Origin of the sequence: Marinomonas sp. ef1 (assembly GCF_002806845.1) — a bacterium.
Taxonomy (GTDB): Bacteria; Pseudomonadota; Gammaproteobacteria; order Pseudomonadales; family Marinomonadaceae; genus Marinomonas; species Marinomonas polaris.
Map to the genome: position 1 here is coordinate 290,606 of NZ_NHTT01000001.1, position 21,003 is coordinate 311,608.

The window sequence follows — 21,003 nt, forward strand, 5'->3', positions numbered from 1 at the left end:
AAGTTTCGAGGTTTTTAATATGTCACATCTTTTAAGTAAAAGAAGCCAGCAGGCAGGGCAGTCACAGACTCAATTAGTAACACCTAAAAGTGCCAATTGGCGTTACGTTGGCTTTGAAGCGCATCAGCTTAAAGCGGGTGAATCTGTTGTTATTGAAACAGGTACGGACGAAGTGTGTGCGGTGATCTTATCGGGCAAAGCGAATGCCAGTACCAAGCAGGAAGCGTGGAAAGACATTGGTGATCGTATGAGTGTATTCGAGCAAAAAGCACCATATTCAGTTTACTCGCCAGCGCAAGACGAGATTCGAATTGAAGCGATTACCGATGTGGAAGTGGCGTTTTGTAAGGCACCGGGTAAAGGCGGATTTCAAGCGAAATTGATCACGCCTGAGCAATGCCAATACGAAACGCGAGGCGTTACCAGCAACACTCGACATGTGTGTAATATCTTGTTCGGCAACGAACCGGCTGACAGCTTGTTAGTCTGTGAAGTCATCACGCCAAGTGGCGGCTGGTCTAGCTATCCACCGCATAAGCATGATACCGATGCGGCTCCCGCTGAAACTCAGTTGGAAGAAACCTATTACCACAAGATTGATCCGCCACAAGGCTTTGCCTTCCAACGGGTTTATACCGATGACCGCAGCATTGATGAAACCATGGCCGTGGAAGATGGTGATTTAGTCATGGTTCCGGAAGGCTATCATCCAGTTGGCGTGCCACACGGTTATCAGTCTTATTATTTGAACGTCATGGCGGGGCCAAGTCGGAATTGGATTTTTCATAATGATCCGGATCATGAGTGGATTATTGAAAGAGATAAACAGCTCTAAACCTTAATAACTGTTGCGACGTTACGAGCGAAGTAAAGACAAGGCAAAAACGAACGAGAAAACGGAGTTTATAGTTATAAATGAGTATTTCGAGTTCGTTTTTAACACAGTATTTACAAGCGCAGTAGTCGCCTTAAATATACCTAAGGAATTATCATGTTGAATTTTGCGTTATTTGGTGCTGGTCGAATCGGAAAAATGCACGCCCAAAATATTCAGGCGTTTGCTCAATCGAATTTAAAATATGTATTTGATGTCTATGCGCCAGCGGCGGAAGCGGTAGCAAAAGCAACCGGTGCAAAGGTTGCTGACAGTGTCGAGATGGCCTTGGCCGATCCTGAAGTGGATGCGGTTTTAATCGCTACGAGTACGGATACCCATGTGGAGCTGATTATTAAAGCGGCCAAAGCGGGCAAAGCCATTTTATGTGAAAAACCAATTGATTTAGACACGGCTACGGTGAACGCTTGCTTAGCACAAATTAAAGATTGCCATGTGCCGATTCAGATTGGTTTTAACCGTCGTTACGACCCAAGCCATGCTGCAGTGGTCAAAGCGGCGCAAGATGGCAGTATCGGCAAGTTAGAACAGATCATCATTACCAGTCGTGATCCGGGCATGGCGCCAGTGGAATACCTTAAATCATCTGGCGGCATTTTCCGTGACATGGTGATTCATGACTTCGATATGGCGCGTTTTGTATTAGGTGAAGAGATTGTCGAGTTGCAAGCTTTTGGTAGCGCCATGGTGGATGAGAAGATTACCGAAATTGGTGATGTTGATAGTGTGATGGTCATCATGAAAAGCCAGTCTGGTCGCTTGATTCACATTAACGGCTCTCGTCGTGCAATTTACGGTTATGACCAGCGTGTGGAAGCGTTTGGTTCAGAAGGCATGGTGATATCGAATAACCAAACGCCAACTTCTGTAACGCGTTTCACCAAAGACACGACACAAGTAAAAGATCCGCTTTATAACTTCTTTATCGATCGTTATGTGGATGCCTACAACTTGCAGCTAACGTCTTTTATTGAAAATGTTCTTGCGAAGAAGCCTGTATCTCCAAGCTTCGAAGACGGACGTCGTGCACAAATGCTCGCTGATGCAGCACAGAAATCACTAGAAACAGGGCAAAAAGTAACCTTGGCTTGGTAATATCTCGATCTTTACCACAATAAAAAAGGGCGATTTGCCCTTTTTTATTGTCTTTTGCTAGGAGATTCAACCACCACTCTTTGGTTTAAGTCCTTCAAATTTGTTATCGAATGCTTCTATAAAGGCGTTTTTCAATGCTTCTAAAACAGCGTCAAACGCACTAATTTCAGGGTCGTTTAGTGAACCTGTAATTTCGATGATGGTAGCGGCTTTGTCCGTATCGCTGTTGGTAAATAAGCTTGTTAATCCACCACTTAGCCCTTCCCAAGACAATTGAAAGAGTCCGTCGCCATCTTCTACGGCGTCTTGTTGCCAATCAAGAATATCGACTTTTTTGAATAAGGGTTTTACGTAACCGTTTAGTTCTCCATCCGCGGCTTTTAGTTCGCTGACCGCTTCGCCTGTACCTGCTCGAAAATCAAATCCGGCATAGGCTTGGGCAAAATCATTGAGTAAAGGCAGTGAAACGGATTCTGTTTTTAAGGCGATATTAAAATCGTTTGAGACAAAAGGGTCGAACTCAGCATTCATTTCCAAAGAGGCTGAATTCAGAATTTTTGCGTCTAGATTTAAGCTCGCCACACGTTTACCGTCTTGTCCGGCAATATTGGTCAGGTTAGACACTTCAGCATTGAGTTCGGTAAGCTGTACATTAACAGGCGGTTCGGATTCAAAATTACGAAAGGCAATGCTGCCATTGTTTAAACTGATTTTACTAATGGTAATGGGAATAAGTCCTTCGACGACACCTTGCCAGTCTCCACCTTTGCCTGATTGGGCATTATCTGCTTTATCACTATCGACAAAGTTTACCTGTGGTGCGTTCAGAGCGATATCAGCCAGAATTTCGCCTTTGAACAATGCGCGCCAGCTTAATGCAATATCTATGTTGTCGGCGCGAATGAATGGCACTTTGTGCGTACCTTTTATCTTTGAAACAGATAATTCCTGTAGCTGATATGCACCTCGATAAAGATCTATGTCGACGTTTTCTATGTGTCCCGAATAATCTCCCATATCGGATAATTTTTGATTCACTGTATAAAGTGCCCAATAGGGTAAATACAGTCTTAATATGATGAGAATACTTAAGATCATCACGAGAAAAGTGATGGTGTTTTTCAGCCGTTCTGCTTTCATGCTAATTTCTCCTTGTTAGCATTTAGATTAAGATGCAGAGCGATTTTTCTCAATGAAAATCAAGGCTTTCCATAATCTATACGAGACCTTTGCATTATGTTAAATCCAGTTAACATTGAAAAACAAAATAGCTTAAGGCTTATTCAAATGCGGCAATAGACAACTCAACTCTTTGTCTGAAGTCATCTGGAAAGGGAATGGCAGCTTTGGCGGCTTTGGAGAAGCACACATAAGTCACATCGGCTTCAACTACGATCTCATTGGTTGGAACCTTGATGATGGTTTGTTTCATGGTGATGCTGCGATTGCCGATTTTAGTGTAGCGGGTTTGTACTTCTAGAACATCGCCGAAATTCGCTTCGGATTTAAAATTAATGTTTATGTTAACCACTGGCCAGACGAGATCTTGCTGCATCCAATCGTTGTCATCGAAAAACTCATCAAAAAAAGCCCAACGACCTTCTTCTATAAATTCCAAATAACGGGCGTTGTTGACGTGTTGAAAAAGATCAAGATGATAACCGCGTACTTTTATTTGCGTCTTGTTGAGCATGGTTACTGCCTCTAAAAAGTTCGAACGCAAAAGATTACGATTCTTTAAGCAAGAAGCAAATAACAAAATCGCTCGACTTTACTAACAGCGAATTTGAATAGTTATGAAGCGCTTGGACGTACGGTGTGTCTCCACACTGGTGGAGCGTGAAATATTAGATGTTGTTTTTTACGTTCTTTGTTAGAGGCGTTTTCCAATAAAGTTGAAATAGCATCTGCCATTGCACCGAGTGGTTGAGAGAACGTAGTTAGTTGATAGCCAAGCCAACTTGCTTGTTCTATATCATCGAAACCGACAATGCAGATATCTTCTGGAATACGTAGACCAAATTCATTTTTCGCCACATCCATAAAGCCGCAAGCAATCAGATCTGTGACACAAAAAACGCCATCCGGTCTATCCCGAGAGGCCAATAAACGTCGTGCTGCGTCTACGCCAGTTTGGTAGCTCGTTGGTCCTGCTCGTAACAAGGTACAAGCTTGCTTGGCGTCTTCGGCGGCTTGAATAAACAGTTTTTCACGAGTTAGTAAACTGGGCGATTGAATTGTCGACGACACAACCGCAAGGTTTTTACAGCCTGCTCGTAGCAGCATGTGATGGGCATCAGCCATAGCAGATTGGTAATCTATGCTGATGTGGTCTGTGCCTTCAAATTGTCCGGCACGGTTCACCAGAATGACTTGTTGCCCGCTTTGCACGCAGGTTTCGATCAAGGTAGTTTGTGGTGTGCCTGATAAAACGATGGTCGCCGAGGCGCGGTAATTTAACGTTTGACGTAACGCTGCATCGGCACTGGCTTCGCCGCCTGACGTGTTAATCACCATCACGGCTCGACCAGCCAGTTGCAGACGTTGGGTGAGAGCATCGAGCAAGCTTGCTTGATAAGGTGCATTAAGATTGGCGCCTAGAATACAAACAGGTCGGCTTTTTTCGCTGGATAAGCCACGAGCAAGATGATTTACGTGATAATTCAGTTCTGCGGCCGCGGCCAGCACACGTTCACGAGTGTCTTTGGAAACGCTCGCACCTTGGGTAAAAGTGCGAGAAACAGCAGACCGAGAAACGCCAGCTAGTTTGGCAACCTCTGCGGCGCTGGCGATGTTTTTCGGTCGTTGCTGTGTCATTTTTTTTTCATGTCCTGACCAAAGCCAGCGTCTCGCAATAATTTTTCCATGCTTGCGGCACGTTCTGCTAAGTGAATCAAAGCCGGTTTTGGGGTTTCGAACCATTCATCAGGATGAAGCTCTCGTGTTTTACGAATGTGCGCGATGGCTGCATCCAACGTAGGATAGCGATCTGGGTATTCTAGATGTAAAAACAAGGCAACTATGGTGACGGAGCGGCTACGTCCACCGCGACAATTCACTAAGATATTGCCTTTTTCGCGAACTTTATAAGAGGCTTTCTCGGGTAGCTCTTGATCCAGTGCTGAACGCATTAAATGATAACCTGCCAAGACCATAGATTCTGGGTTACCAGGGCCGTCAATAAGGCCAATTTTATAGTAACGAACACGAGCTGAGCCATGCTTTAGCAGATGTTCCGGTGTGTTTGGCTCTTCTGAATGCACAAGGTCTATGTCTAAGTTTACGGCACAGTTCAGCACGACTTTGATGTTGTGTTTTTCAAGCAATTCCGCGTCAGCTACACCGGTGGAACCGCCAATATAAATGTCGACGCCCCAGCCAGGGATATTGCTTTCGATTAAGCTAACCGGTGGGCGTGGATAATGCTTTTTTACTTTTTCAGATGTCATGGTTTTTCGTTCTCTTTTTTGCGCTTGTCTTTTATAAAGTACAAATGAGCCAAGGTGTTAGGCTGTAAGTTCAAGCTCAGTCGCGCGTTGGTTATTCGTCTCTTTTTGGTCATTATGTTCAGCTGCAAGCGATATCATGGTGTCATTGGCAAACTGTTCTGCCACACCGGGAGCGACAGCGAGAATCGGTCCACCATGCGCTATCTCCTCGTGAGTTTTAGGGTAGACACCAGTTCGTCCACCAGCCTCTCGCACCATAAGTAAACCTGCCAAGCAATCCCATGCATTCATATGCGATTCTGCGTAGCCGTCGGTTCGGCCTTCGGCTACCCAAGCCAATGCCAATGCACCAGAGGCACCACGTCGTATATTGGTACCGCTTTCCAGAAGAGAAGAAACTATTGCCAAGTAGATATCTTGGGGAACACGTGTAGACCATCCTAATTCAAAGGATGAGCTATGAGTATCCCTTATGCTAGAAACACGTAGAGCTTGACCATTTTTTGTGACGTATTGGTCTTTTCTAGCCAAGTACATTTCGTTCGTCGCTGGATTATAAATCGCGCCGAGTAACGTATCGCCGTTATGCACAAAGGCGATGGAAATACAAAAATGATCTATGCCCCGAGCGAAGTTGGCGGTGCCGTCAATCGGGTCAACTACCCAAAGCGAGGGGTTAGATGTTGATCCTCCTGTTTCTTCCCCAAGTAATCCATCTTCAGGAAAAAGGTTATAAATAGCTTGGCGAATGTGTTCTTCGACCAGTGCGTCGGCTTCGGTCAAAAAGTCTTGCTGGCCCTTCAGTGTAAAATCGCCGGGTTGTCTGGCGCGATAGCTTTCTAGTGCTAATGCTCCTGCGGTTAGAGTAATAGAGTGCAGGGCGGCTTCGCGTTTTTCTAGTTCGCTTTTTTTGATGTTGTTGGGTGTCAAGGATGGATCCTTTTCTAAAATGTTGGATTGAGATCAGCTAGATATTTTATTGTCCTAACTGATCTCTTTTTTAGTTATTACTGAAGCTATCTCTAGCTTACTTTTTAAAGCTTAAGCTCCATAGGTCTTGCCAGTCTTGACGGCTTTCCCAGTCAGATTTTGCCGTAGAAGCATCGTACCCCATAATTTGGTCGCGGACTTTATCGATACCTGCTGGCTCGTTATCAGGTAGTTTAACGGTTTGGTTGGTCGACATTTTACCGTCAACACCCTGTGGCGCGATGCCTTCGGCTGTCATCATGTAATGAATGAACAATTTTGCTGCGTTCGGGCTTTTCGTTCCCGTGGTAATAAAGCCTAAACCTGGATAGCTCCAGCCGCTAAATGGCACCATATCGGCACAAAGACCCAGCTTCATACCATTTTCGTTTTGACGAAATTTTGCCGCGCTCACCATGCCGACAAAACTGTCTTTCACATCTGGTGCGCCAACAGCGTTAGCGGCTTCTGTATCAGAACTAGTGACTAGTGGATGATTTTCTGCGAGGGCTTTTATGAAAGCCGCGGTGGCGCTGTTTTCTTTGGTTTTTAATGGCTTACCAAATTCTGCTTGATACGCATCGGCCATGGCTTTGTCATGATGTGTGGCTAGCTGGTTAAACCAATCTGTGTAAGATGGCTTGCCAAGCGGATCTTGCATGGCGATCTTACCTTGCCATTCAGGCTTGGTAAGTTGCCAAATATTGGTAATTGGACAGGTGTCGTAAAGTCCTGTGTTATAGGCCCAAATGTTGGGTGCCAAAACCACGGTTAGTGGGCTTTGGTAGGTGGCTGGAATGTGCTCCGCCAAATCGGTCGGCACCCAGCTAGTCACGTAACCTTTTGATAAAAGCTGTTCTATACCTGCAGGCGCATCGGCAAGAATAGCGACGTCAGCTTTGACGTTACCGGCTTTGGCTTCACGGCTGACGATTTCTAGAATTTGCGACGCTTTGGCTTTGATGCCCGTAGCCTGAATACCGTATTTTTTGCTAAAGGACTCGGCTTGCTTAACGATTTTTCCTGTTGAATCGTACACAGTCAACGGTGCTTCTTGTTTGGCGGCCGCGATTAATGCTTGAAGATCAAACGAGTCTGCGGCTGAAGCTGAAATAGAACCGAGGGCTGTTAAGCTAACACTCAGTGCAAGAAGGCTTTTTTTCATCGGGAAGTTCATAACAGTTTCCTTTTTAAGTTTAGCTTATGCTTGTTTAGCGTAGGGTTGATTGGTGTGTTTCTGGTTAGCGTCTCTTGAATTAGATCGAGACGAGCTGAGCAGTAAATTGTCGAAGTCTCTACCATTACTGGAGAGCACAAGTCGGTTGCCATGGTGATCAAAAAAATGCAGTGATGGCGTTGGTAAATAAGCGTTTACCTGATCGCCTTCACGCCATCTCGGGCGAGACTGAGTGGAGTGGAATAATCTGTCTTCACCGAAACTAAGTTCAATCACCCAGCTGCCGCCAGTGGGCATGATGTTTTCAATGGTCATGGGCAAGGTATTAATGTTGGCGCTGTCGGTCAGAATGATTTCTTCCGGACGAATGGCACACACTTTGGCGTTGTCGACTTCGAGTCGTCTCGCTTGAATGTGCTTCGCAATGTTTATTGCCTCGGCATTAGAATCTTCTAGCTTGATCAGATTGATTTTCGGGTTGCCAATAAATTCAGCCACAAAACGATTGCTTGGTTCGGCGTAAATTTCATCTGGCGTGCCGATTTGTTGCAGCTGACCTTTGTTCATGACCGCAATGGTATTGGCAAGCGTCATGGCTTCCCATTGGTCGTGGCTGACAAAAATAATGGTTGTGCCAAAGGTTTGATGTAAACGGCGCAGCTCGGCGCGCATTTCGAGGCGAAGGGTCGCATCAAGGTTCGATAATGGCTCGTCTAATAGCAAAACCCCCGGATTCACCGCCAGCATGCGTGCTAAGGCAACGCGTTGTTGCTGACCGCCAGACAATTGAGACGGATAACGGTCTGCGTATTCAAGAATGCGTAACTTGCTCATCACATCTAAACAACGTTCTTTGCGTTCTTGGGCTGGCACCTTTTGTAAGCGCAGACCAAAATCCACATTGCGCTCTACTGTCATGTGCGGCCACAGAGCATAGTTCTGAAATACCAATCCAATACGACGTTGTTCAGGCGGAATGAAACAAGACTGATGCACAGAATCGACAACTAAATCGTCTACGGCAATTTCACCGCTGGTGGAATGTTCGATACCAGCAATCATACGCAAAATCGTGGTTTTGCCGCAGCCAGATGGGCCAAGCAAACACATAAATTCGCCATCTTCTACCGTCAGTGAAACCTTGTTGACGGAAGGTTCAGTATTGCCGTCGTAGCATTTTGTGAGATTGGTTAATGTGATAGTAGGCATATTAATTCTCCAGTCCTTGAGCCAAACCCGTACCGGAGATCTTTTGGATCAATACGGTACCAAGCCAAGCGATAAGCGCAATCATCAAGACCACCGCATTGGCGGCTTGGTCGTAGTTGTAATCGAGTAAACGCAGTGAATACGTGGTGAGTACATCGGTGGATGGAATCGCCAAGATAATGAACAGGCTGACGCCTTTAATGCCGGAAATGAAAGGCAGCAGAATGCCCGTTGCCAATGGTCCAGCTTGTATTGGAATAATGATTTTGCCCATGCGGCTAAACCAATTGGCGCCAGCAATACGTGCAGCTTCTTCGGGTTCTTTGCCCAGTTGCGTCATAGCTGCAATACCTGACCGGCTTGCAAAGGGCATTTTTTCTGCGACGAGGGCGATGATGAGAATCAGCGGTGTTCCGTACAGCGCCGGAATTGGGCCGCGAGCCACAGCGAACAAAGATAAAAATGCCGCCGCAAAGGCTATACCGGGAACCAAATAAGGCAAGAAGGTAATTTGGCGTAAGAAAGAACCCACACCTTTGAATGAGCAGCGTAATACTGCATAACCGACTAACAACCCTAAGACGCCAGATATCATCGAAGACGAACCGACAATCACAATAGTATTCCACGCGGCTTGCCAAAACTCTGGCGTCAACAAGATGCCGTTACGAAGGGCAACCGTGTCTAAATTGCTGCCGATCCAATAATCAAAGGTGAAGTTCTCCAGCGTAAAGCGACCGGGCAAAATCATGATGGTGGATAGGAATAATGTCAGTAATGGAAGCACCACACCGATTAAAACAAAGGCCCCAGCAAATCCAGAAGCAGGCAAACGCATGTGGCCCAGTTTGCGTAGCCTGTCCATGTTGCCCTTACCGCCGACGGTTACGAAGCGGCGAGCTTCTTTCATCATGCGAACATCGATCAGCAAAGTAATCACACCGATGATCATAATAACCGCAGCGATCACCGCTGCCACGCCGTTTTGACGAGTGTCTAAGGCGCGATAAAGTCCGGTTGCTAATGTGTCGTATCGCACTGGTAAACCTAGAATATACGGAACCGCGAACTCGCCAATACAATCGGCAAATATCAATAAAGCCGCTGACATTAATGCAGGGCGAATCAAGGGTAATACGATAGAGAAGGCGATGACTCGTGATGGCGCACCGAGCACACGAGCGCTGTCTTCCATTTGTGTATCTAGACGACGTAACGCATTGCCCACAATCAAAATTACCAATGGCGTGTAATGCAAAACCAAGATAAAAACGATAGGAAAATAACCGTAAGCCACACTGTTTGATGTAGTGATGCCTAAGGATTCTAGCCAGCCGGGTTGTCCACCAACGGTGCGGTTTTTAAAAATTGTCGTCCAAGCGAGGGCGAACGTCCACGTCGGTAACATAAAAGGCACAATCAGCGCCGTGGCGAACCAAGCGCGTCCCGCCATGTTAGTGCGATTTACTAACCACGCCAGCACCACGCCAATACTCATTGAAAATACCATAGTGCCAGCGGCAATGGCTAAGGTGTTGTACAGCGGTTGCCATAATAGGATTTCAGAAATGCGTGAATACAGAGTTCGTACAATATAGTAAAAGGTGAAACTGCCTTCGTCCTGATGGGTTCTTGCTTCATCACCGGATTGCACAATAAAGGAATCTACAAGAATCGAGAGCACAGGTGCAAGAATCAAATAAGCAAAGAAAATAGCCAGAACAAGGCCAATCAAATTAGCGGGTTCATGTCTGGCAACAGCAAATGAATGCCTTGCGCGTCGCCAAAGATTTGGCTTCTTTTGCTCTGCTGCGGTGAGCAAGGTGGTCATAAGTTATTCCTTAGAAAAACATTTAATTTTCTAAACAATAATCTTCGTCTATGACAAACCGATGACATTTTGCACATATGTGCAAAAAAAGTTTTTTAACGCACTTTTGATGAGGTTAAATGGCATGATTCGAGGTTAAGCGTGTTTTAGATTGAGCCACTGTATTTCTGCTGTTACTTTAGCTTCACTACTAGTGGGAGTATTCAATGGAACATGTATTGCCGAACGATGAGGCTTTTTACGGAAAAACCTTTACTGATTTAGCTATGGTGCAGGAAAGTGTGAGCCGTAAGGTGTTTGAGTCTTGTGTGTTTGAATCTTGTGATTTTACCGAAGCGTTTTTTGATGCTTGTACTTTTAAAGATTGTCAGTTCCGTAAATGCAAGTTGACCGCGGTGAATGTGAGAAATAGTAAGTTCTCAGATGTACAGTTTTATGAATCAAAAGTCTTGGGTGTGGATTGGACAAAAGCTTATTGGCGAGGCTTGGAGCTTGGCGCGCCGCTTTTTTTTAAAGAATGTATGGTTAATGGCTCGTCGTTTTATGACTTGAAATTATCAGGAATTGTTTTCGAAGAGTGCCGTGCTCATGATGTGGATTTTAGAGAAGCGACACTGTCTCGTGCGCGTTTTACTGGAACCGATTTAACCAATAGCTTGTTTGTGAATACTAATCTAACTGGCGCGGATTTTAACGGCGCGACCAACTACGATATTGATGTGAAGAAGAACACCATCAAGAACGCGATATTTTGTCGTTATGAAGCGGTAAGTTTGCTGACGTCACTGGGGATCAAATTGGTTTAAAGGTAACGGATAAAAATAAAAAAGGAAAATGGCATGTTAAGAAAAGATAAAACGGGTTTGGTCGTGATCGATGTTCAAGGAAAGTTAGCAACTATTGTTCATGACAGCGAGGCGTTTATCGCCAATCTCGTTAAATTGGTGAAGGCCGCAAAGTTATTGGGCTTGCCCATTCTGTGGTTGGAACAAAATCCAGAAAAACTGGGCGCAACCGTACCAGAATTACGAGAGGTTCTGGATATGGTTGAGCCAATTGCTAAGTATTCGTTTAGCGCCTGTGGTGAACCTACTTTTGTCTATGCCGTGAAAAAAACCAAGGTGAATACTTGGTTAGTGAGCGGTATTGAAGCGCATATTTGTGTTTATCAAACGGCGTTGGGCTTGCTAGATTTGGGTTATGAAGTGGAACTGGTGAGCGATTGTGTGTCGTCACGAGCTATAGAGAATAAAGACATGGCGCTTGCCAAGTTAGCTCGCAAAGGGGCAGAAGTGACTAGTCTTGAAATGTGTTTGTTTGAGTTGATTGGTGATTGTCGAGCGGATGAGTTTAGAAGTGCGTTGAGTTTAATTAAGTAAAAACTTTTGTACGATTGCGGCTCGTTATATCGATTTAATTTATCTTGAACGGTCTGCTTTGTGGTTTAATCCAGCAATAGTTTTTCATTGAGACTCAATACCTTTCCCTTTAGGCAGGCAGCATGAACATAGATAAATCTAAAAAACGTATCGCAAAGAAAGTTAAAATGGGTTTCAAAGGTTATCCGCAACTTTCCATTGCTTACTTCGGCGATACTGAAGACATCGCCACAGAAGTGATTGTCACCTTTACCGCAGAAGAAGGCGCTGAGCCACAAGATCAGCGTTTTGCGGGCCAAAGTGATGTACGTGAAGACGAAGTGATTCAATCCGCCTTGGTGAAAATCATGGAACGCACAGATGCGAAAACAGTATTAGAAGTAGAAGGTGTTTCGATCAAGAGCTAAGGCTCTTTTTTATTTAAATAATATGAAACTGGTGCTTGACCTTGGAGTGTGCTCTAAGGTCTACACTCTCCTTATAGCTTAAAAACAGGAGAGCCATATGCATCATTCATCAGGTCAACATAAAGAAAATTGCCAATCTCATTCTTCATGTCAGTGTCATCAAGCAAAAGACCATTCATCACACTCACATCAAGAGACGAGCAGTTCTTGTTGCTCGACGCCAAGTGAAGCTTCCTCTTGTTGCGCAAGCAATGATAGCAGTCAAAACGAAAGCCAATGCTGTACTTCTGATGATGAAGACGTCCCCAGTTGTTGCTCATCCGCTGATTCCAGTGACTATGCCTCAGTAGCGCAAGAAACTGCCAAGCAAACTTATACTTGGCGAGTCAATGGGATGGATTGCGCCAGTTGTGCACGTTCTATTGAGAAGGCGGTTTCTTCTTTGGATGGCGTGGTGAGCGCGAATGTGGTTTTTTCTACCGAAAAATTACGCGTTCAGGCAGATTCGGATCTTTTTGACAAAATCCAAGACACAGTGAAAGGTATTGGCTTTAGTTTGGTGCCTTTTGGTGAAAGCGCTTCTAAGCAGCACTCTCAGCAAGAAAACACTCAGCAAACTATTTCAGATCAAAAAACGACGTCATGGTTTTCACGCCAGCAATTAAGTGAATACGGTCCGATTGCGGCTTTGGCAGTGCTGATGTTATTGAGCTGGGGTATCGCGCAATTCAATCCATTATTTGGCGAAACCGCCTTTATAGTCACTACCTTGGTTGGCTTAGTGCCTATCATGAAAAAATCATGGCGGATGATGCGCAGTGGCTCGCCGTTTGCCATTGAAACCTTGATGAGTGTTGCAGCGATAGGTGCATTATTTATTGGTGCTACCGCAGAAGCCGCCATGGTGTTGTTGCTCTTTATGATCGGCGAATGCTTGGAATCGTTTGCGGCGAACCGTGCGCGTAAAGGCGTGAGCGCTTTGATGGCTTTGTTACCAGAAGAAGCCTTAATCATCAAAAATGGTGTGCGTCAAAAAATCGCTATAGCGGATTTACGTCCAGGGGATGAAATAGAAGTGTCGCCGGGTGAACGTTTGCCTGCCGATGCTGAGCTCTTGTCCGAGATGGCAAATTTCGATGAAAGCGCGTTGACGGGTGAATCTGTACCTGTTGAACGATTACGAGATGAAAAAGTGCCAGCAGGGAGCTTGTTAGCTGATCGAGTTGTGCGACTCAAAGTAGTGTCGCAACCGGGTAATAATGCCATTGATCGAATTCTACACCTTATTGAAGAAGCGGAAGAGCGCCGAGCACCGCTTGAACGTTTCTTAGATAAATTCAGCCGTATCTATACGCCTGTGATTATGCTGATTTCTGTCTTGGTGATCTTGATTCCGCCTTTGGCCTTTGCTCAACCTTGGGATACGTGGATTTATCGTGGTTTAGCCTTGTTGTTGATTGGTTGTCCTTGTGCCTTGGTTATTTCGACGCCAGCGGCGATTACGTCTGGTTTGGCGGCGGCGACTCGTCGTGGCGCTTTGATTAAAGGCGGATTAGCGTTAGAGCAACTTGGTCGAATAAAAACCATCGCCTTTGATAAAACCGGCACGCTTACAGAAGGTAAACCAAGTGTGACGGATGTAGTTACTTTAAACGGTTCTAACTTTAATGATTTGTTGGCTGCTGCAGCGTCCGTTGAAATGGGGGCTCATCATCCATTGGCGAAAGCCATTGTTGATTACACAGAACAACAAGGCATTGCATTAGTGCATGCTGATAATCGCAAAACCTTGGCTGGTGTTGGTGTGGAAGGGGATTTTGCAGGTAGGAAAATCAAGATTAGTTCGCCAAGTAAGTTAGAGCAAGTGTTAGATGACTCTATACAACAGGAAGTTATTCGTCTTGAGCAAGAAGGTAAAACTGTCGTTGTTGTTTTCGAAAAAGGTGAATTGTCGGGCTTGATCGCTTTGCGGGATAGGCTACGCGATGATGCTAAGGCGGCGCTTAAAGATTTAGCGGCTTTGGGAATTAATGGCGTGATGTTAACGGGTGATAATGCCCGTGCCGCAGCTGCGATTGCAGCCGAGTTGAATATAGATTATCGAGCGGATTTATTACCAGAAGACAAAGTTATGGCTGTCACTGAGTTGAATCAACAGCAAGCGACAGCCATGGTGGGCGATGGCATCAATGATGCGCCAGCAATGAAAGCATCCACTATCGGCATTGCCATGGGAAGTGGCACCGATGTAGCTTTAGAAACCGCGGACGCGGCTTTGACGCATAATCGCTTGCAAGGATTGGCTGAAATGATTCGCTTATCGCGTGCGACCAATGCCAACATTCGTCAGAATATCACCATTGCTTTAGGTTTGAAGGCGGTGTTTCTGGTGACGACCTTGCTGGGTATAACTGGGTTATGGTTGGCGGTATTGGCTGATTCTGGCGCGACCGCATTGGTTACAGCGAATGCCTTGCGACTGCTTTCGAAAAGGTTGTGAGACATTGAAGGTTTGTTTGGCTTTTGTTACCTAATAAAGTCGCTGAAAATGAACCGCCAGTCATGAATATTTCATTTATGTTAATGAAATGGGTAAGAAAAGATTAATCCGCTTACAAAGAGCTAAGTTTTATTTTACAAGCGCATTTTTATAGAAAGTTGGTGGTAGGATCTCGCACCTTGTGTTTGATGTTGGTCGTAGAAAAGGCACTTTTTGGTGGTTTTAAATCAACCAAAATAATGTCCAAACTGCGGTTAGCCTATATCAATGTCTGATGGTGGCGAGGTGCTTTTAGTCTGTCTCTTTGAGGGTAGCAAGCACGTCCTATCATCCAACTATAAAATAATAGATGTTGTTTGCTTTATGAAAAATCAAAATACAGCTCCTGAAAAATCCCTTTCTGCTCCGTTCGTTTATCCGAACATGAAAATTGCGTTTATCTTGTTAATTACCTGCTTTGCTGCATGGGGCGTTGCCGCCAACATGACAGATCCATTGGTAAAAGTGTTTAGTAAAATTTTTACCATGAGCACGTTTGAATCCGCTTTAGTACAGTTCGCTTATTATGGCGCGTATTTCTGTTTGGCGATTCCTGCGGCGTTTATTAACGCTCGTTACTCTTATAAAGCGGGTGTGTTGACAGGTTTAGGCTTGGCTATTTTAGGTGCCTTGGCTTTTTATCCTGCCAGTGTTTCGATGACGTATGGTTTCTTTTTAGCTGCCTTGTTTATTTTGGCAGCAGGCTTGTCTATTTTAGAAACCTCAGCGAATCCTTTTGTTATGACTATGGGGCCAGAAGGCAGTGCAGCACGCCGTTTAAACTTGGCTCAAGCGTTTAACCCAGTTGGCACCAACATCGGTGTATTTCTTGCAGCGACATTGATTCTTCCTAATCTAAATACCGCATCTCCAGAAGAAAGAGCCAGCATGGCGCCAGAAATGCTGCTGAGCATTCGAGCAGATGAACTAAACAGCGTGATGACACCTTATGTCGGCATGGCTTTTGTGTTGATGATCATTTGGGCGTTTATCTATTTTATGCGCGTGCCTAAATCGGCTAACACAGTAAATGTTGATGAAGTTCAGACGATTGACTTTATGGCGACATTGGGCCGATTATTCGCTAGAAAACAATACCGTTGGGGTGTACTTGCACAGTTCTTCAACGTTGCCGCACAAACTTGTACTTGGACTTTTACTATTCAATATGTGCAAGAAACACTAGGTGGAACCGAAGCTAGTGCTTCTGATTACTTGCAGTACAGCTTGATTATTTTCTTGGTGTCACGTTTTGTGATGACTTGGTTGATGGGCTTTTTCCGTCCTGCTGTGTTGCTAAGTATCTTGGCTCTATTGGGGACTGCTTTATGCCTATACGCTGTGATGGTGCCAGATGTAACAGGTGTTTGGGCGATTGTGTCTATTTCCGCTTGTTTATCTTTGATGTTCCCAACGATTTACAGCATTGCGTTGGATGGTCTTGGTAGTGATACTAAATTCGGTTCTGCGGGTTTGGTCATGGCTATCTTGGGTGGTGCCGTGATGCCATTGATCCAAGGCGCGACTATCGATGAGTACGGCGCGATTTTTTCATATGTTGTGCCTGCCGTTTGCTTCTTGGTTGTAGCTGCTTACGGAATGTTCTCAGTGAAAAATACCTCTGTTTAATTACTGGTTATAATGAATTCTAAAGAGCCTCGCGAATGCGGGGCTTTTTTTTGTCTGTGACTTTATACGCTTACTTCTTTATGATTCCTGCTCACTCAAATCAATGTTGAAACGGCTCGTGGTTGATTTTAGTTGGATGATTAAGGATGTTAGTTTGTTATGTATTTATCGAACAGAGCGGAAATATTAGAAGAAGAAAGCCGCATATTTGCTCATTCTGTGACTCAATGTGATTTGCATCATCACGATGCACATGAATGCTTATGGGTGGTGAAAGGCCGTATTCGTGTTCAGGTAATGGATGAAATACTGCTTTTGCAGGAAGGCGATGTTTTATTTATTAATAAAGAATTGCCTCACGCCACTCAATCTACCGAGGATGATAATTTAGTACTTTGTCTACAGCATAACTTTGCTGGAGTGGCTCTGGATACTTGCCCAATGAAAGCATGGAGTTTGGTTCAGAAAAATATGCTGCCAACGATTAAGCGGCTGATGGCGCATTTGTGGTGGGAACACTACTACAAGGCGGGTCATTGGCAACAGGCGCAAACAAGTTTACTTGCCCAACTTGGCTTGCTGTTTGCTCGCTACTTTCCTTCGACTAATGCAATTAGAGCGGACTCTCTTGAATCTACTTTATTGATGAATGACCTGTTACGTCAGATTACATTGCGTTACCAAGAGCATCTCTCTTTGTCCTTGTTAGCTGAGGAGCGAGGTTTGTCGGAAGCCTATTTAAGCCGGTATTTTAAAGCCAAAGTAGGCGAGACTTTTCTACGCTATTTGACCCTTTATCGATTAGAAAAAAGCTTGTCAGATTTGGCACAGAAACCTAAAAAAGCCGTATCAGATATCGCTTTTGATCATGGTTTTCCTTCTGTAAAAGCCTTTAATATGGCGTTTCGCCGAGAATATGACTGTACGCCAACGGAGTTTCGTCTTAAGCGGGAGTCGGTAAGTTTAGTGAGTGTGGGGCAAGCCTATGCAGGAGTAGACGTAGTACTTTTGAAACAACGAATTATGCCGTGGTTGGATAGGCAATTTTTGTATCTTTAATAAAAGGTGACTTTATCAAGGTCAAAAAACGGCTACTGAGCAGGTCAAAAATCGGATAGCACACTTGATATTAATTCCCATAATGAAGCAAAACAATAAATACAAATAAGGTTTCATTATGAAGAAGTTATCGTTTTTCGATAAGGTTAGTTATGGCTTTGGTGACTTAGCCAGTAATGTGGTGTTTACTGCGGTTGGCACCTATTTGATGTTTTTTTATACCGATGTGTTCGGGATTTCTGCGGCTCTCGTCGGGACATTATTTTTTGTCACGCGAATGTGGGATGCCATATCCGATCCAATAATGGGCATGATAGGTGACAGAACCCAAACTCGATTTGGTAAATTCCGTCCCTATTTACTCTATGTGCCTATTCCTCTGGCTATTGTCGCTGTGCTCACTTTTACGACGCCTGATATGGATGAATCCGGCAAGATCATTTGGGCATTTGTGACCTATATTCTACTGATGACACTCTATACAGCCATCAATATCCCATATTCCTCTTTACCAGCAACCATATCGGATAGCCCAGTTGAGCGCGGCCAGATGGCTTCATTTCGCATGGTATTGGCGTTTACCGGTGCTTTGCTGGTTAATGCGAGTACGTTACCTCTGGTTGAATTTTTTGGTGACGGTAATAAACAGCAGGGCTTTCAGTACACCATGATATTGCTAAGTGCCGTCATGATTGTAATGTTCTGGCTGTGTTTTTCTCGTGTTAAAGAGCGTGTTCCAATGATCAAACAACATTCCTCTTTGAAGGATGATTTTGCCGTGGTGATCAAAAACCGTGCTTGGTGGATCACCATTTTAATGGGCATTCCACTGTTTACCTTTACTATTATGCCGTTTGCTGTGGGTATGTATTACTTTACTTATATTGTGGGCGATGCCAGTAAAGCGGGTATGTTTTTTACGGTGGCTAGTTTGGGCATGATTGTAGGCTCTGCTCTGATGTCTCAGTTAGTTAAGCGTTATTCAAAGCGGAACTTGGTTATTGCGGGTGCGCTGTTGAGTATGTGTTTGATTAGTAATTTGTACTGGGTTGATCCATCTGACGTTTATGTGATTTACGCCATTATCTTTTTTAATCAGTTGTCGAAAGGGATTGCTGCTTCTTCTTTATGGGGGCTCGTTGCTGACACTGCTGATTATGTTGAGTGGAAGTCTGGTCGCCGTGTGGTTGGTTTGTCTACCAGTTCTGCGACCTTCTCCCATAAATTTGGTATGGGGTTAAGTGGCGCCTTAGTCGGTATTGGGTTGAGTTTTGCTGGTTATCAAGCAGGTGTTGAGCAAACTGCGGAGTCTGCTCAGATGATTTTACTTTTCATGAGTCTGATTCCTGCTTTTGGCGCAGGCTGCATTGCTGTTATTGCTTACTTTTATCCGATCACGCGAGAGGTAGAAGACACAATGCAATCTGAATTACGTGCGACTCGTGAAGCGAACCGAGCAAATTAAAGAATACTGAGGTTTTATTATGAATGAATCATTCCGTAATGCACCGTTTTTTCTGGGTGACACCGAGCTTACTTGGGTGAATAAAACCTATTCAGAGCTAACGTTAGAGCAAAAAGTAGGGCAACTGTTTAATCTTATTGTTAGAGCAAATTCCGCAGAAGAGTTGTCTCTTATTTATACGATTCAACCTGGTGCGGTGACTAAGTTTGTCGGGCAAGATCTTGATACCGAAGTAAAGATGATGAATCAGCTGCGCAGTCATTCTGTCATTCCGCTTTTGGTGAGTGGTGACCTTGAAGGCGGTGGCATGAGCTTTCCTTTCGGTGCTCAAGTACCAAACCAGCTTGGTCTTGCTGGGTTGAAAGATGAGAGTGCGGTGGAATATTGTACCCAAGTAATTGCTCAAGAAGCTAAATTGCTTGGCATTAACTGGTCATTTACTCCGGTTGTTGATATCAACGCTAAGTTTCGTAGCGCTGTCGTAGGTACACGATCATATGGTAGTGACGTTGATGTTATCGAAAGTATGAGTCTCTCGAATATTAATACTTTCCAAAAAAACGGTATCGCAGCAACGGCAAAGCATTGGCCGGGAGAGGGGTTCGACGACCGAGACCAGCACTTAGTAACGACGGTGAATCCATTAACTATGTCTGAATGGGAGGAGCGTTATGGACGACTTTACCGTAGTGCTATCGATAGCAACGTGATGTCGATAATGTCGGCTCACATCGCTTTACCTGAATATGTAAAGACTCATAATGACAACCCGGCAGAGTGGTGGCGTCCGGCAAGTGTTAGTAAGTTGCTCAATGAACAACTCTTGCGTGGAGAGCTGGGCTTTAATGGCTTAATTGTCTCAGATGCTACTGTGATGGCGGGTTTGAGTAGCTGGACGAAACGTGAAAACGTGGTTGCTGAGATCATTGAAAACGGTTGTGACATGCTGTTGTTTTGCAAGGACCCGGTTGAAGATTACGCTTATATGCTTAAAGCCGTGCGTGAAGGTAGAGTATCTGAAACACGCTTAGAGCAATCTGTTATGCGGATCTTAGCGATGAAAGCCGCTTTGGGCTTGCATGAAAAGCAAGAGGAGATTAGTTCCAGTAAATTTAAGGATATGTTGGCATCAGATTACGCGGACCGAATCCCCGAGCTGAATCGTCGCACGGTGCATTTGGTAAAAAATCGCGATAATATTTTACCAATCAGTTTAGAACGTCATCAGCGCGTGTTGGTTATTTCTACTGGTATTCGACATGTTTTTAGTCCTATTCCTGCGTCATTGAGTGTGGCTACCATGCTGAAAAATGAAGGCTTTGAAGTGACAGAGTTTCAAACAGGTATGGCATTAAATGTGAAAGAGTATGATTTGTTGCTCTATCTTAACGCTGATGAATCTATGTTGGTAAAGTCGCACATTTACATTGATTGGATGGCATTACACGATGGTTTTGGTAATGCCATGTATCGTCCTTGGGTCGATATTCCGACGGCAATGGTATCTTTTGGTCATCCTTATCTTTTGTACGACGCACCTAAAGTGCCAGTATACATTAATGCCTATAGTCCTTTATTGGAGGTTCAGAAGGCGGTCGTGGAAGGCTTGTTAGGACGGTTAAGCTTTAATTCTAATGCTGCTATTGATCCATTCTGTGGGTTAGAGCAACTACGTTATTGATTGATAGTTAGCTTAATAAAAAGAACCCCCAATGTTGGTTGTCCAACTATTGGGGGTCACTTCAGAGATTAATGTGCACAGGCTCTTTTTTTGTTTGCTGACTTTGTGTGCGAACTCGCTTATGATGGTCCGTTGTGGTGCAAATCCACCGCTCGAATTGGAAAGAGTGAGTGTTATAAAAACAAGGAAGGTTTCCTGCTAGAGCAAATTCCCCTTCCG

The 21,003-nt window shown here is 44.5% G+C and carries 18 protein-coding genes; 10 read left to right on the forward strand and 8 right to left on the reverse strand.

The window, feature by feature from the left end; genetic code table 11:
• Positions 1 to 19: 19 nt before the first annotated feature.
• The gene (gene iolB / locus CCS02_RS01335) at positions 20 to 835 is read left to right on the forward strand and encodes a 5-deoxy-glucuronate isomerase (RefSeq protein WP_100635377.1); all 816 of its coding nucleotides are present in this window, start codon (positions 20 to 22) and stop codon (positions 833 to 835) included.
• A 156-nt stretch (positions 836 to 991) separates the two neighbouring features.
• On the forward strand, positions 992 to 1,990 hold the full coding sequence (gene iolG / locus CCS02_RS01340; RefSeq protein WP_072837913.1) for an inositol 2-dehydrogenase: 999 nt from the start codon (positions 992 to 994) through the stop codon (positions 1,988 to 1,990).
• Positions 1,991 to 2,056: 66 nt separating this feature from the next.
• Here the strand turns inward: iolG and CCS02_RS01345 are convergent, their stop codons facing one another.
• The 8 genes from CCS02_RS01345 to CCS02_RS01380 all read right to left on the reverse strand — a co-directional run bounded on the left by CCS02_RS01345 (position 2,057) and on the right by CCS02_RS01380 (position 10,625).
• Positions 2,057 to 3,130 carry a DUF748 domain-containing protein gene (locus tag CCS02_RS01345; RefSeq protein WP_100635380.1) on the reverse strand — a complete coding sequence of 358 codons (1,074 nt, stop codon included), beginning with the start codon at positions 3,128 to 3,130 and terminating at the stop codon, positions 2,057 to 2,059.
• 139 nt (positions 3,131 to 3,269) lie between these two features.
• Positions 3,270 to 3,683, reverse strand: a complete 414-nt coding sequence (locus CCS02_RS01350; RefSeq protein WP_100635596.1) for an acyl-CoA thioesterase — start codon at positions 3,681 to 3,683, stop codon at positions 3,270 to 3,272.
• A 101-nt stretch (positions 3,684 to 3,784) separates the two neighbouring features.
• On the reverse strand, positions 3,785 to 4,807 hold the full coding sequence (locus CCS02_RS01355; RefSeq protein WP_100635382.1) for a LacI family DNA-binding transcriptional regulator: 1,023 nt from the start codon (positions 4,805 to 4,807) through the stop codon (positions 3,785 to 3,787).
• Positions 4,804 to 5,439, reverse strand: a complete 636-nt coding sequence (locus tag CCS02_RS01360) for a dual specificity protein phosphatase family protein (RefSeq protein ID WP_100635384.1) — start codon at positions 5,437 to 5,439, stop codon at positions 4,804 to 4,806. Before CCS02_RS01360 ends, CCS02_RS01355 begins: the two co-directional genes overlap by 4 nt.
• 57 nt (positions 5,440 to 5,496) lie before the next feature.
• Complete coding sequence (locus CCS02_RS01365) at positions 5,497 to 6,369, reverse strand: inositol monophosphatase family protein (RefSeq protein WP_100635387.1); 873 nt, start codon at positions 6,367 to 6,369, stop codon at positions 5,497 to 5,499.
• Positions 6,370 to 6,466: 97 nt separating this feature from the next.
• Positions 6,467 to 7,585, reverse strand: a complete 1,119-nt coding sequence (locus CCS02_RS01370; protein WP_100635390.1) for an ABC transporter substrate-binding protein — start codon at positions 7,583 to 7,585, stop codon at positions 6,467 to 6,469.
• A 24-nt stretch (positions 7,586 to 7,609) separates the two neighbouring features.
• Positions 7,610 to 8,794 (reverse strand): ABC transporter ATP-binding protein, encoded by a 1,185-nt coding sequence (locus CCS02_RS01375; RefSeq protein WP_100635392.1) that lies wholly within the window; start codon positions 8,792 to 8,794, stop codon positions 7,610 to 7,612.
• 1 nt (position 8,795) lies between these two features.
• Entirely contained in the window at positions 8,796 to 10,625 is a 1,830-nt protein-coding gene (locus tag CCS02_RS01380) for an ABC transporter permease (protein WP_100635394.1), read from the reverse strand.
• A 206-nt stretch (positions 10,626 to 10,831) separates the two neighbouring features.
• Here CCS02_RS01380 and CCS02_RS01385 point away from each other — a divergent pair, with 206 nt between their 5' ends.
• The 8 genes from CCS02_RS01385 (at position 10,832) to CCS02_RS01420 (ending at position 20,784) form a co-directional block, all read left to right on the forward strand.
• Positions 10,832 to 11,431, forward strand: coding sequence for a pentapeptide repeat-containing protein (locus tag CCS02_RS01385; RefSeq protein ID WP_100635397.1), 600 nt, complete (start codon positions 10,832 to 10,834; stop codon positions 11,429 to 11,431).
• A 33-nt stretch (positions 11,432 to 11,464) separates the two neighbouring features.
• Positions 11,465 to 12,004, forward strand: coding sequence for a hydrolase (locus tag CCS02_RS01390; protein WP_100635400.1), 540 nt, complete (start codon positions 11,465 to 11,467; stop codon positions 12,002 to 12,004).
• 122 nt (positions 12,005 to 12,126) lie between these two features.
• Positions 12,127 to 12,411 (forward strand): hypothetical protein, encoded by a 285-nt coding sequence (locus tag CCS02_RS01395; RefSeq protein ID WP_012069321.1) that lies wholly within the window; start codon positions 12,127 to 12,129, stop codon positions 12,409 to 12,411.
• Between the two features lie 97 nt (positions 12,412 to 12,508).
• Positions 12,509 to 14,911 carry a zinc/cadmium/mercury/lead-transporting ATPase gene (locus CCS02_RS01400; protein WP_100635401.1) on the forward strand — a complete coding sequence of 801 codons (2,403 nt, stop codon included), beginning with the start codon at positions 12,509 to 12,511 and terminating at the stop codon, positions 14,909 to 14,911.
• A 363-nt stretch (positions 14,912 to 15,274) separates the two neighbouring features.
• On the forward strand, positions 15,275 to 16,579 hold the full coding sequence (fucP, locus tag CCS02_RS01405) for an L-fucose:H+ symporter permease (RefSeq protein ID WP_072837922.1): 1,305 nt from the start codon (positions 15,275 to 15,277) through the stop codon (positions 16,577 to 16,579).
• 159 nt (positions 16,580 to 16,738) lie between these two features.
• Positions 16,739 to 17,638, forward strand: a complete 900-nt coding sequence (locus CCS02_RS01410; RefSeq protein ID WP_072837929.1) for a helix-turn-helix transcriptional regulator — start codon at positions 16,739 to 16,741, stop codon at positions 17,636 to 17,638.
• 118 nt (positions 17,639 to 17,756) lie between these two features.
• Positions 17,757 to 19,103 (forward strand): MFS transporter, encoded by a 1,347-nt coding sequence (locus tag CCS02_RS01415; protein WP_100187346.1) that lies wholly within the window; start codon positions 17,757 to 17,759, stop codon positions 19,101 to 19,103.
• 19 nt (positions 19,104 to 19,122) lie between these two features.
• The gene (locus CCS02_RS01420) at positions 19,123 to 20,784 is read left to right on the forward strand and encodes a glycoside hydrolase family 3 N-terminal domain-containing protein (protein ID WP_198515313.1); all 1,662 of its coding nucleotides are present in this window, start codon (positions 19,123 to 19,125) and stop codon (positions 20,782 to 20,784) included.
• The last annotated feature ends 219 nt before the right edge of the window (positions 20,785 to 21,003 follow it).